At 63.0% G+C, this 12,758-nt stretch carries 14 protein-coding genes; all 14 read left to right on the plus strand.

Annotated features, from left to right (window positions below; genetic code table 11):
• The first annotated feature begins 172 nt into the window (after positions 1–172).
• The 14 genes from LPW39_RS14580 to LPW39_RS14645 all read left to right on the plus strand — a co-directional run bounded on the left by LPW39_RS14580 (position 173) and on the right by LPW39_RS14645 (position 12,755).
• Entirely contained in the window at positions 173–874 is a 702-nt protein-coding gene (locus tag LPW39_RS14580; RefSeq protein WP_230776350.1) for a FadR/GntR family transcriptional regulator, read from the plus strand.
• 137 nt (positions 875–1,011) lie between these two features.
• Positions 1,012–1,782: an SDR family oxidoreductase gene (locus LPW39_RS14585; RefSeq protein WP_230776352.1), complete on the plus strand. Its 771-nt coding sequence runs from the start codon at positions 1,012–1,014 to the stop codon at positions 1,780–1,782.
• A 14-nt stretch (positions 1,783–1,796) separates the two neighbouring features.
• Positions 1,797–3,044: an enolase C-terminal domain-like protein gene (locus tag LPW39_RS14590; RefSeq protein WP_230776354.1), complete on the plus strand. Its 1,248-nt coding sequence runs from the start codon at positions 1,797–1,799 to the stop codon at positions 3,042–3,044.
• A 64-nt stretch (positions 3,045–3,108) separates the two neighbouring features.
• Positions 3,109–4,122 (plus strand): TRAP transporter substrate-binding protein, encoded by a 1,014-nt coding sequence (locus LPW39_RS14595; protein WP_230776356.1) that lies wholly within the window; start codon positions 3,109–3,111, stop codon positions 4,120–4,122.
• A gap of 163 nt (positions 4,123–4,285) precedes the next feature.
• Positions 4,286–4,867 carry a TRAP transporter small permease gene (locus LPW39_RS14600; protein ID WP_230776358.1) on the plus strand — a complete coding sequence of 194 codons (582 nt, stop codon included), beginning with the start codon at positions 4,286–4,288 and terminating at the stop codon, positions 4,865–4,867.
• Positions 4,864–6,144, plus strand: a complete 1,281-nt coding sequence (locus LPW39_RS14605; protein WP_230776367.1) for a TRAP transporter large permease — start codon at positions 4,864–4,866, stop codon at positions 6,142–6,144. The genes LPW39_RS14600 and LPW39_RS14605 overlap by 4 nt, the downstream gene beginning before the upstream one ends.
• Before the next feature lie 112 nt (positions 6,145–6,256).
• Positions 6,257–7,282 carry a DctP family TRAP transporter solute-binding subunit gene (locus tag LPW39_RS14610; RefSeq protein WP_230776369.1) on the plus strand — a complete coding sequence of 342 codons (1,026 nt, stop codon included), beginning with the start codon at positions 6,257–6,259 and terminating at the stop codon, positions 7,280–7,282.
• A gap of 37 nt (positions 7,283–7,319) precedes the next feature.
• The gene (locus LPW39_RS14615; protein WP_230776371.1) at positions 7,320–8,357 is read left to right on the plus strand and encodes an L-idonate 5-dehydrogenase; all 1,038 of its coding nucleotides are present in this window, start codon (positions 7,320–7,322) and stop codon (positions 8,355–8,357) included.
• Positions 8,358–8,406: 49 nt separating this feature from the next.
• On the plus strand, positions 8,407–9,555 hold the full coding sequence (gene dgoD / locus LPW39_RS14620; RefSeq protein WP_230776373.1) for a galactonate dehydratase: 1,149 nt from the start codon (positions 8,407–8,409) through the stop codon (positions 9,553–9,555).
• 661 nt (positions 9,556–10,216) lie between these two features.
• Positions 10,217–10,870, plus strand: coding sequence for a beta-ketoacyl synthase chain length factor (locus tag LPW39_RS14625; protein WP_230776375.1), 654 nt, complete (start codon positions 10,217–10,219; stop codon positions 10,868–10,870).
• Complete coding sequence (locus LPW39_RS14630; RefSeq protein WP_230776377.1) at positions 10,863–11,639, plus strand: lysophospholipid acyltransferase family protein; 777 nt, start codon at positions 10,863–10,865, stop codon at positions 11,637–11,639. Before LPW39_RS14625 ends, LPW39_RS14630 begins: the two co-directional genes overlap by 8 nt.
• Positions 11,626–11,886, plus strand: a complete 261-nt coding sequence (locus LPW39_RS14635; protein ID WP_230776378.1) for a phosphopantetheine-binding protein — start codon at positions 11,626–11,628, stop codon at positions 11,884–11,886. Before LPW39_RS14630 ends, LPW39_RS14635 begins: the two co-directional genes overlap by 14 nt.
• Positions 11,887–11,931: 45 nt before the next feature.
• The gene (locus LPW39_RS14640; protein WP_230776380.1) at positions 11,932–12,192 is read left to right on the plus strand and encodes an acyl carrier protein; all 261 of its coding nucleotides are present in this window, start codon (positions 11,932–11,934) and stop codon (positions 12,190–12,192) included.
• A gap of 5 nt (positions 12,193–12,197) precedes the next feature.
• A complete protein-coding gene (locus LPW39_RS14645) occupies positions 12,198–12,755 on the plus strand; it encodes a COG4648 family protein (protein WP_230776382.1) in 558 nt (185 codons plus the stop codon).
• Positions 12,756–12,758: the final 3 nt, after the last annotated feature.

Raw genomic sequence — 12,758 nt, forward strand, 5'->3', positions numbered from 1 at the left:
ACGCAAGGCGGCACAGGGGCCGCAGGCGTTCCTGCCCGACTGCAAAGGTGAGTGCTGCGCTCAGCGGGCTGATGACGGGCATGATCGGACAGGGGTAGCGCCGACACAGAAGTGCTGGCCCCAAGCCTTTTTGTTTTGTATGATGAATGATTCAGCACCACCACCGTTTGCCATGTCTTTATCGTCACAGCCCGGCAGCAGTCTGCACCACCAGGTGATGGACAGCCTGGGTCGGCTGATTGCCAGCCCCGAGTACGGGCCCGGGGCCACCTTGCCCAATGAAGAGGAGCTGTGCGATCGCCTGGGGGTGAGCCGCACTGCGGTGCGCGAGGCGATCAAGGCGCTGAGCGCCAAGGGCATGCTGGAGGCGCGGCCCCGCACCGGCACCCGCGTGCGGCCGCAAGAGCAGTGGAGCCTGTTTGATGCCGATGTGCTGGGTTGGTTGTGTAGCCAGGGGGTGGACCAGGAATTGGGCCGGCACCTGATGGTGATGCGCGGCATTCTGGAGCCGGCTGCCGCATCTTTGGCCGCGCGCATGCACACCGATGCCCAGCTGCGCACCTTGCAGCAGGCCTTTGCGGCCATGGAGGCTGCGACATCGATCGATGAATGGGTGGTTGCCGATCTGGCCTACCACCAGAGCATCCTGCAGGCCACCGGCAATCCCCTGTTGATCTCGCTGGGCGGCATTGTGGCCTCGGCGTTGGAGTCCTTGCTCACTGTCAATGCGCAGCAGGCGGGCCAGTTCAACGATGGACTGGTGATGCATGGCAAGGTGCTGGCCGCCATTGAGCGGCGCAGTGCTGACGATGCACAGCTGTGGATGCGGGCGCTGCTGGCCGACACGATTGCCCGCTGGGGCGCTCCCGCCTAAAAGCCGGCAAATCCACGCTTCAGGCGGCCTGTCGCGCGAAGCGCAGGGGCGATAAAAGTCTAGGGTTTGCTCTGATTCAATCATCATACAAATAAACCGATGATGGCGACTTCTGAAATTCTCAAGGTCGCCATTCCATGTCTCGTTCCCTGTTTGATCTGTCGGGCCGTACTGCGCTGATTACCGGTTCCTCGCGCGGCATTGGGCTGGCGCTGGCCCAGGGCCTGGCCGAGTCGGGAGCGACCGTCGTGGTCAACAGCCGCCAGCAGGCAGCGGTGGATGGTGCGGTCGCGCAACTGCAGGGCCTGGGCCTCCAAGCCCAAGGGGCGGCCTTTGATGTGGCCGACCAGGCAGCGGTGGAGGCGGCCTTTGCGGCGTTGGATGCCCAGGGCCTGGCGATCGACATCGTCGTCAACAACGCCGGCATCCAGCACCGCGAGCCGCTGCTTGATGTGTCGCTGGAGGACTGGACCCGCGTCATCAACACCAACCTGACGGCGGCCTTTGTCGTGGGCCGCACGGCAGCGCGCCGCATGATCGAGCGCGGCACCGGCGGCAAGATCATCAATATCGGCTCGCTCACCAGCGAGGCGGCACGCGCCACGGTGGCGCCCTACACGGTGGCCAAGGGCGGCATCAAGATGCTCTCCAAGGCGATGGCGGCCGAATGGGCCATGCATGGCATCCAGGCCAACTCCATCGGCCCGGGCTACATCCTCACCGACATGAACGAGGCCCTGGTCAACAACGTGGCGTTTGATGCCTGGGTCAAGGCCAGCAACCCCACGCAGCGCTGGGGCCGCCCCGATGAGCTGGTGGGTACCGCCATCTACCTGGCCTCGGGCGCATCCAACTATGTCAACGGCCAGATCATCTATGTGGATGGCGGCTGGCTGGCGGTGCTGTAAGTGGGCGCAGCAGCATGGCTACCTTGATTACCGACGTCAAAGTCATCGCGACGGCGCCAGAGGGCATCAACCTTCTGGTCGTCAAGATCGAGACCAACCAGCCCGGCCTCTATGGCCTGGGCTGCGCCACCTTTGCCTACCGCCACCTGGCTGTGCAGTGCCTGGTCGAACAGTACCTGCGTCCGCTGCTGATCGGCCGCGACGCCAGCCAGATTGAAGAGCTGTGGCAGCTGATGCACCAGAACGCCTATTGGCGCAACGGCCCTATCGAAAACAATGCGATTTCGGGTGTGGACATGGCGCTGTGGGACCTGAAGGGCAAGCAGGCTGGCATGCCGCTGTACCAGCTGCTGGGCGGCAAGCTGCGCGAGGGCGTGCCCATCTACCGCCATGCCGATGGACGTGATCTGGAAGAGCTTTGCGACAACATCCAGAAGTACCGCGAGCAGGGCATCACCCACATCCGCTGCCAAAGCGGTGGCTATGGCGGTGGCGGCTTTGGCGCGGCGCCTGCTACGGCACCGCAAGGCGCAGCCAATGGCATCTACCTCGATGCGCGCAAGTACATGCGCGAGACGCTGAAGATGTTCGACGCCATCCGCAGCCGCATCGGCTTTGAGGTGGAGCTGTGCCATGACGTGCACGAGCGCCTCAAGCCGGCCGATGCGATCCGCTTTGCGCAGGCGCTTGAGCCCTATGAGCTGTTCTTTCTGGAAGACGCGATTGCGCTGGAAGAGGGCGACTGGCTGCGCCAGCTGCGCGACAAGACCAATGTGCCGTTGGCCCAGGGCGAGCTGTTCAACCACCCGTTTGAATGGCGCGGCATCATCGCCGAGCGGCTGATTGACTTCATCCGCGTGCACCTGAGCCAGCTGGGTGGCATCACCCCGGCGCGCAAGCTGCAGCTGTTTGCCGAGCAATACGGCGTGCGCACCGCCTGGCATGGCCCGGGCGATATGTCGCCGCTGGCGCATGCGGCCAATATCCATATCGACCTGGCCTCGCGCAATTTTGGCGTGCAGGAATGGTCGGGCACCGAGCCACCCAACTTTGTGATCCAGAAGCTCAAGGGCCCGCGCGATGCCTTGCTGGCCGTGTTCCCTGGCTTGCCCAGCTTCCGCAATGGCTATGTCTACGCCAATGACCAGCCCGGCCTGGGCGTGGACATTGATGAGCGCGAGGCCGCCAAGTACCCCTGCAGCAGCGCGGTCACCACTTGGACGCAGACCCGCCTGAGCGACGGGAGCCTGCAGACCCCCTGATTCCCAGCGTGCCGGGCAAGAGCGCCGGCTTTTTTCGATTCACAACAAAGACGGAGACAGACAGATGAGCACTCACTTCCAACTGCGCCGCATCCTGCTGGCCACCCTGGCGGCATCGGCAATGGGCGCTGGCGCGGCCTATGCCGAGGTCAAGGCGCGCGTGGGCCATGCGATGCCCGAAAGCCACCCGCAAGCCATTGCGATGAACAAGTTTGCCGAGCTCGCATCCACCTATACCAACGGCAATGTCAAGGTGCAGGCCTACCACAGCGCCGTGCTGGGCAGCGACGAGAAGCAGCTGCAGGCCGTGCAGGCAGGCACGCAGGATCTGTACATCGGCACCCTGGCGCCGCTGTCCTCGCGGGTCAAGGAAGTGCAGGTCTGGGATCTGCCCTTCATGTTCCGCAACTCGGCCGAGGTCTATGCGGTGCTCGATGGCGCGTCGTCCAAGAAGATCTTCGAGAAGATCGCACCGGCCAACCTGGTGGGCCTGGCCTGGACCGGCATGGGCTTTCGCAACCTGTCCAACAGCAAGCACCGCGTGGCCAAGCCCGAGGATGTGAGCGGCCTCAAGATCCGCGTGATGACCAACCCGGTCGCGCTGGACACCTGGAAGACCCTGGGCGCCAACGCCACGCCGATGGCCTTTGCCGAGGTGTTCCCTGCTCTGGAGATCAAGGCGCTGGACGGCCAGGAGAACCCGCTGCAGCACATGTGGGCCAACAAGATGCAGGAAGTGCAGAAGTACATCACCATCACCAACCACGTCTACACGCCATCGGCCCTGGTCGCATCGAAGAAGTTTTGGGACAGCCTCTCGCCCGCCGATAAGGCCGGTGTGCAAAAGGCTGCCACCGAAGCCGGCCTCCTGCAACGCAAGCTGCTCGATGAAGGCGACAGCCTGGCTGTCGAGAACTTCAAGAAGGCCGGTGTGACGGTGGACAGCATGCCCGCAGCCGAGCTGGCGCGCATGCAGGACAAGGTCAAGCCCGTGCTGGCCAAGTTCTCGCCGCAGATTGGCGACGAGTTCGTCAAGGGCTTCTTTGCCGAGATCGAACAGGCCCGCAAGGCCCAGTAAGGCCCAGAAAGGGGGCTGGGCAGCAGCAGTCTAGGCTGGGCCCACTCCCTTCGTTTCTCTTCAACGTTCTGGCAGCGCCCCCTGGTGCGGCGCTGCCTACATAGACCTACAAGCTTCAGGTGGTGGCACGGCACAAGGCCGCGCTGCCGGGAAAGGTGTTGCCATGGGCAAGGTACTCAAAATGCTCGCGGACGGGCTGACGCGCGCGCTGGAAATCATGATGGTGCTGTGCATGCTCGTCATGCTGGTGATGGTGTTCGGCAATGTGATGCTGCGGCTGTTTTTCAATACCGGCATTGATCTGTCGGAAGAGGTGCCACGCTTTGCCTTTGTGTGGCTGACCTTTCTGGGCGCCATCGTGGGCATGCGCAAGCGCGCCCATTTGGGGGTGGATTTGATGGTGCAGATGATGCCGCTGGCCGGCCGCCGCGTTTGCTGGGGCCTGAGCCAGGCCATCATGCTGCTGTGCTGCGTCTACATCGTCTACGGCACCTGGCTGCAGCACGACATCATCGCGGGCAATGCCTCGCCGGTGGCGCAGCTGAGCATGATCTGGGTCTACGGCGTGAGCTACTTCACCGGCACCGCCATTGGCTTTATCTGCCTGTCCAACCTGGTAAGGCTGGTGCTGGGCAAGGTGGCAGATAACGAACTGATCGACGTGCAGGAAGAGGGCATGGAAGAGGCGCGCGAGGCCGAGCACGCCATGCAGGAGCAGACCCCGCCACAAGGAGGTCGCGCATGACCATCTTCATTTTTATCTCGTCCTTGCTTGGGCTGATGGCCCTGGGCATGCCCATTGCGTTTGCGCTGATCGGCTGCGGCCTGGCGCTGATGTACTACATGGGCTTTACCGATCCGCAGATCGTCGTGCAGAACATGTGGGATGGTGCCAATAGCTTCCCGCTGCTGGCCGTGCCCTTCTTCATGCTGGCGGGCGAGTTCATGAACGCCGGCGGCATGACCCGCCGCATCATCCAGATGGCCATGGCCTGGATTGGCCATATCCGCGGCGGCCTGGGCTATGTGGCGGTGGGCGCTGCGGTCATCATGGCCTCGCTGTCGGGCTCGGCCGTGGCCGATACTGCCGCGCTGGCCGCCGTGCTGGTGCCGATGATGCGCAAGGCCGGCTATGACGTAAACCGCTCCTGCGGCCTGATCGCCAGTGGCGGCATCATTGCGCCGGTGATTCCGCCATCGATTGCGATGATTCTGTACGGCGTGACCGGTGGCGTCTCCATCACCAAGCTGTTCATCGCCGGCATTGTGCCGGGCCTGCTGATGGGGCTGGCGATCTTGCTGGCCTGGCGCTGGTGCATTGGCCGCGATCCGGTCATCACCGAGCCCAAGCGCACGACGGCCGAGCGCCTGACTGCGACGCGCCAGTCGCTGTGGGCGCTGGTGCTGCCGGTGGTCATCATCGGTGGCTTGAAGTTCGGCTGGTTCACCCCGACCGAAGCCGCCGTCATTGCCGCGATGTACTCGCTGGTCGTGGGCATGTTCATCTACCGCGAGATCAAGCTGAACCAGCTGTTCGCGCTGATCTACCGCGCCGCTGAGACCACCGCCATCATCATGTTCCTGGTGTCGGCCGCTGGCGTGTCGGCCTGGCTGATCACCACTGCCAACATCCCGCAGCAGCTGGCTGCCCTGGTGGAGCCGCTGATGGACAACAAGATGCTGCTGACCTTTGCGCTGATGGTGCTGGTGCTGCTGGTGGGCACGGCGCTGGATTTCACGCCCACCGTGCTGATCATGACCCCCGTGCTGATGCCGGTGCTCAAGCAAGCGGGCATCGACCCGGTCTACTTCGGCGTGCTGTTCATCATGAACAACGCCATCGGCCTGGTCACACCGCCTGTGGGCACCGTGCTCAATGTTGTCTGCGGGGTGGCCAAGATACCGATGAGTGGTGCCATCAAGGGCGTGATCCCCTTCATGGTGGCCCAGACGATTGTGATGTTCCTGCTGGTGGTGTTCCCGCAGATCGTCATGTGGCCGCTGGAGATGATGAGCCGTTAGCCCCAGCCGCTACCTCCGAACCCTATCCATTGAAGAGCCCTGGGTGCATGCAAATACCCTGTACCTGCAAGCGCCGGGCTGGGCTTTGCCCAAAACAGACAAGGAGCCGACCATGACACTGATCCAACGCCGAAGCCTCGTTGCAGGCCTTGCCTTCGCCACCCTGTGCCTCCTGGGCCTGGCGCCCGCGCAAGCCCAGGAGGGCAAGCGTGCACGCCTGGGCCATTCATTTGCCGATTCGCATCCCCGCGCCATCGCGATGAAGCAGTTTGCCGCCGATGTGGCCAAGGCGACCGATGGCAAGGTGCAGATCGATGTGTACAGCAGTGCCACCCTGGGCAGCGAAGACAAGATGCTGATTGCAGTGCAAAGCGGCACGCAGGACCTGTACATGGGTGCGCTGTCGCCCATCGCCGCGCGCAAGAAGGCGCTGCAGATTTTTGATTTTCCGTTTCTGTTTGCCAGCGATGCCGAGGCCGCCCATGTGCTCGATGGCCCCATTGGCCGCCAGATGCTGGACGGCATTGCCGATATGAAAATGCGCGGCCTGGTCTGGGCGGGCGGCGCCTTCCGCAATATGTCCAACAGCAAGCGCCCGCTGGCCTCGTTGGCGGACATGAAAGGCCTGCGCGTGCGCGTCATGCAAAGCCCGATGGCGCTGGCCAGCTTCAATGCCATGGGCATGAACGCCGTGCCGATGGCCTTCTCCGAGGTCTACCCCGCGCTGGAGATCAAGGCCCTGGACGGCTATGAGCACCCAGTGGTCGACATGTATGCCAACAAGATGTACGAGGTGCAGAAGTACCTGACCATCACCAACCATGTCTACACGCCGGTGGCCTTGATTGCGTCGGACAAATGGTGGTCCTCCTTGACCTCCGCGCAGCAGCAGGCGGTACAGCAATCCGCCGAGAAAGCCCGCACCTTGCAACGCAGCGAAGAGCTGCGCCAGGCCGGCGAGGTGGTCGCCCAGCTCAAATCGCATGGCATGCAGGTGGGCGAGATGCCGCCAGCCGAGCTGGAGAAGATCCGCGCGGCGGTGCAGCCGGTGATTGACAAGAACCAGGCGACGGTGGGCCAGGAGTTTGCCCAGTCGTTTTATGCAGCGCTGGCCAGCTACCGCAAGACCAAGCCTTGAGCCACTCCCTTTTCCAAGCCAATTAGGAACTTCTGACATGGAAGCGCTTGTTATCCACGCACCCGGCGATCTGCGGGTCCAATCCGTCCCCGCGCCTGCGCCCGGGCCTGGCCAGATGCTGGTGCGGGTGCGCTGCGGCGGCATCTGCGGCTCTGACCTGCATTACTACCAGCACGGCGGCTTCGGCACCGTGCGCATCAAGGAGCCGATGGTGCTGGGCCATGAGGTCTCGGGTGTCATCGAATCCGTAGGTGCCGAGGTGACGGGCTTCGCTGCCGGCCAGCGCATTGCAGTGAGCCCCAGCTGGCCTTGCGGCCAGTGCCGCTTTTGCCAGATGGGCCTGCAGAACCACTGCCTGGACATGCGCTACTACGGCAGCGCCATGCGCACCCCCCATGTGCAAGGGGCGTTCCGCCAGCAGATCGTCATCGAGGCGCACCAGGCCCATCTGCTCGCCCCCCAGGTGAGCGATGCCGAAGGCGCGATGGCCGAGCCGCTGGCCGTAGCCCTGCATGGTGTGCAGCGCGCAGGGCCGCTGTTGGGCCGCAAGGTGCTGGTGACGGGCTGCGGGCCGATTGGCGCACTGGCCATCATCGCCGCGCGCCGCGCAGGGGCCGAGCACATTGTGGCCACCGACATGAGCGCGCACCCGCTGGCCAAGGCCTTGCAGGTGGGTGCGGATGAGGTGGTGCATGTGGGCGAATCGCCCGATGGGCTGGCGCGCTATGCGGCCGACAAGGGCCAGTTTGATGTGCTGTTTGAGGCCAGTGGCAATCCGCATGCCTTGCGCGGCGCCTTCGATGTGCTGCGCCCGCGCGCCACCATCGTGCAGCTGGGCCTGGCCGGTGCCGAGATGACCCTGCCGATCAACACCCTGGTGGCCAAGGAGTTCGACTGGCGCGGCTCCTTCCGCTTCCATGAGGAGTTCGCCACCGCCGTGGCCTTGCTCAACAAGGGCCTGGTCGATGTGAAGCCGCTGATATCGGCCACCTTGTCCTACCGCGATTCAGCCCGCGCCTTTGCGCTGGCGGCCGACCGCTCGCAGGCGATGAAGGTGCTGCTGGACTTCGAATGAGTTCCCGCCGCAACCGCTGATCCCCACCCATTCTTTCTCTGTTCTTCCCATGAAAATCGTCAAGCTCACCACCTTTATCGTGCCACCGCGCTGGTGCTTTCTCAAGATCGAAACCGACGAGGGCATCGTCGGCTGGGGCGAACCGGTGGTGGAAGGCCGCGCCCACACGGTGGCCGCAGCAGTCGAGGAACTGTCCGACTACCTGGTGGGCCGCGACCCGCGCAATGTGCAGGACCTCTGGAATGTGATGTACCGCGCCGGCTTCTACCGGGGCGGCCCGGTGATGATGAGCGCCATTGCCGGTGTGGACCAGGCGCTGTGGGACATCAAGGGCAAGGCGCTGGGTGTGCCCGTGCATGAGTTGCTGGGCGGCAAGGTGCGTGACCGCATCCGCGTCTACTCCTGGATTGGGGGTGACCGCCCGGCAGATACCGCTGCCCAGGCGCAGGCGGCGGTGGCGCGCGGCTTTACCGCCGTCAAGATGAACGGCACCGAAGAGATGCAGTACATCGACAGCCATGCCAAGGTGGAGCAGGCTGTGGCCAATGTGGCGATGATCCGCGAGTCGGTGGGCAAGCACATTGGCATTGGTGTGGACTTCCACGGCCGGGTGCACAAGCCCATGGCCAAGGTGCTGATGCGCGAGCTGCGCGACTTCAACCTGATGTTCATCGAAGAGCCGGTGCTCAGCGAGCACCTGGAGGTGATCCCCGAGCTGGCCGCCATCGGCGCCGCGCCCATCGCACTGGGCGAGCGCCTCTATTCGCGCTGGGACTTCAAGCGCGTGTTTGCGCAGGGTGGTGTCGACATCATCCAGCCCGACCCCTCGCACGCGGGCGGCATCACCGAGACCTGCAAGATCGCCGCGATGGCCGAGGCCTACGATGTGGCCGTTGCCCTGCATTGCCCGCTGGGCCCGATTGCGCTGGCTGCCAACCTGCAGATCGATGCGGTCTGCTACAACGCCTTCATCCAGGAGCAAAGCCTGGGCATCCACTACAACCAGGGCAATGACCTGCTCGACTATGTGCACAACCGCGATGCCTTCGACTACCAGGACGGCTATGTCGCCATGCCCGGCGGCCCCGGCCTGGGCATCGAGGTGAACGAGGCCTATGTGCTGGAGCGCGCCAAGGAAGGCCACCGCTGGCGCAACCCGGTCTGGCGCCATGCGGATGGCAGTGTGGCGGAGTGGTGATGCGGCGCCTCATGCCTTCTCTGGTTCGCTAGTTCTCGTCTTAGGCGCTGCTGCTAATTCCTTCAAAACCTGCTCTTGGCATGATGCCAGGGGCAGGTTTTTTTACATCGGTATTGCCAGGATGGTCACCCATAGCGGGTATCTGTTGCGCAAGAGAAACGGTTTATTTTAATAGTTATATACTATTATATTGATTTTTAAAAGAATCATTAACAATCATGGGATAAGAGTTATCTTTACTGGAACTCTCTGTCATACCGGTCGATTGATAGTTGGGTAGCCCATGGAATGCCAGGTTTCGCTGGGTATTGCGCCGTATACCACCTTCTGCAGCCTCCCATTCTGATCTGTAGTCCTCAACTGCAGGAACGTTGCTCTAGCAGAGGCAGATACACACCTTATAGACGATGTGTATGAATGTTAATTTCTTTTGAGGATGATCAATCAATAGTTGATGGCAATCATGCGATAAAATCTCAGTTTGGTGCGCAGTGAGACGCATCCATGATCTGAAACAACATCAACATGTGGAGCAGCAGGGGTGAGGGTTGAGTTTTCCATTCGAGCCAGTTCGGCCGTCTCGCACGGTCTGCGCACGCCTCCCCAATGGCTGGACTGGGCGACCCAACCCTCACCGCCGGCGGGTGTGCTGGATCTCGATGTGTCCCATATCCCCGCGATGGCACGCCGCAGGCTCGGCGCGCTGGCCAAGATGGCTGTCGTGGTGGCAGACGATGTGCTGGCGCAGACCGCGCTGGCCGACATCCCCATGGTCTGGGTTTCCCGCTATGGCGACAGCGACAAATCCCTGCAACTGCTGCGCGCCCAGGTCGGCGCCGAAGCCCTTTCTCCCACCGCATTTGCGCTGTCCGTGCACAACGGTGTTGCGGCGCAGTATTCGATCCTGCGAGGCATGGTCTCCAATGCTATCTGTGTAGCGGCGTCCTCCGCTGGCCCCGAGGCCGGCATCGTCGAGGCCACCGGCCTGCTGCACGAGGGGGCTCCTGCAGTCGTGCTGGTCTGCTACGACGAGGGCCTGCCTGGCGAGTACGCGCCTTTTAGCGACCCAGTCGCCACCGCGTTTGCCTGGGCCGTCGTGGTCAGCCTGGCCCGGCCTGGCCTACCGGCGTTTGCGCTGACTGCAGCTTCTGCCTGCAGCAAAGCAGGCGATGCCAAGGCTACCGCTAGTCGCCAGGCGCGGTTGCCCCATGGTCTGCAAGTGCTGCGTTTTCTACTGGATCCCACGCAAACCCAATGGGCAGCCCCACAAGCAGCGCCGGGCAGGGGCTGGACCTGGGAGCGCATGCATGGCTGAACGCCTCAACCGCTACTGGCGTGTCTTTGCAACGGGCTTGTGTTTTGCCGTTTTTGGCCTGGGCGGGTTGGTGATCCGCTTGCTGGTCTATCCGCTGCTGCTGGTCTGCAACCGCGATCCGCAAGAGCGCAAACATGCCGCGCAGGCATTGATACACCACAGCTTTCGCTGGTTTGTCGGCCTGATGAATTTTGTGGGCGTGATCTCTTACGAGACCCGCCATCTCGAGCGTCTCCACCGCCAAGGTCTTTTGATTCTGGCCAACCACCCCTCGCTGATCGACGTGGTGTTTCTGATCTCCTTCATCCCGAAGGCGGACTGCATCGTCAAGGCCTCGCTGCTGCGCAACCTCTTCACGCGCGGTCCTATCCAGGCGGCAGGCTTTATCTGCAATGGCGGCGGCGCCCGGCTGTTAGAGGACTGCACCCGTTCGCTCGATGCCGGCAGCAACCTGATCATTTTCCCGGAAGGCACGCGCACGCCGCTGCAGGGAGTTCCCAAGCTGCAGCGGGGCGCAGCGCATGTGGCCGTCAAGGGGCGGTTTGACATCACGCCCGTGCGTATCCACACCAGCCTGCCCATGCTGTCCAAGGGCTGGCCTTGGTGGAAGGTGCCGGCCCGCAAACCGCACATCATCTTCGAGGTGCGCGAAGACATCGACATTGCGCAGTTTTGCGCAGACGCAGGCAATGACTCGTTGGCCGCGCGCCGAGTCACTGATTACTTGTCAGATTATTTATTCAGAGGACCCTCACGTGCTTCAGCTTGAACAGGACATCAAGGAACTCATCATCGCATCGCTGGCACTGGAAGACCTGGCGCCACAGGACATCGATTCGGCCGCACCACTGTTTGTGGACGGCCTGGGCCTGGACTCCATTGACGCGCTCGAGCTCGGCCTGGCGCTGCAGAAGAAATACGGCCTGAGCATGTCGGCCGACTCCGAGCAGACCCGCCAGCATTTCAGCAGCGTCAATGCCCTGGTGGCCTTTGTCGCGGGCCACCAGGCGCAGTAAGCGGCCCTGGCTCCTTCCCATCTATTGACCTCATTGGGTACCGCTTTGAAAAAGCAAGAAATTTATGAACATATCGTCCGCATCCTGGACGAGAACTTCAGCATCGAGGCCGCGCGCATCACGCCCGAGGCCAAGCTTTATGACGACCTGGATATCGACAGCATCGATGCGGTCGACCTGATCGTGCAGCTCAAGCCTCTGGTGGGCAAGCGCCTGAATGCGGAAGCTTTCAAGTCGGTGCGCACGGTGCAGGATGTGGTGGACGCGCTTTACCTGCTGGTCAACGACGATCAGCAGGCCGCCTGAGCGCCATGGGCATGCGCAGCGCGCTGAACTGGGCCCTGGTCGGGCTGACCGTGCTCTACCCGCTGGTGGTCTACGCCACCATCGGGCGGGTTGCGCCCCAGTGGCTGGCGCTGTTGATCGTGGTGCTGGCCGTTGGGCGTGCGCTCATCGCCCAGCAGAAGTTCTGGTGGCTCGTGGCGGCAGGCGCCGCCGCGCTGGGCCTGGCTGCCTGGCTGGGCAACGATCCCCTGATGGTCAAGCTCTACCCCGTCTGGGTCAATGCAGTGCTGCTGGCGGTATTTGGCTATAGCCTCTTGCACCCGCCTTCGGTGGTCGAGCGCCTGGCGCGGCTGCAGGAGCCCGCATTGCCGGCATCAGGTGTGCTTTACACGCGCAAGGTCACCTTGGTGTGGTGTCTGTTCTTTGTGCTCAATGGTGCGGTCGCCGCCATCACCACGCTCTGGGCCAGCGATTCCGTTTGGGCTTTCTACAACGGACTGCTGGCTTACGTCCTGATGGGATGCCTGATGGGCGGCGAGTGGCTGGTGCGGCGCCATGTGCGGCAGGCGGCGCCCGGGATCTGAACG

It is taken from the genome of Comamonas koreensis (assembly GCF_021026195.1).
In the GTDB taxonomy this organism is placed as follows: domain Bacteria; phylum Pseudomonadota; class Gammaproteobacteria; order Burkholderiales; family Burkholderiaceae_C; genus Comamonas; species Comamonas koreensis.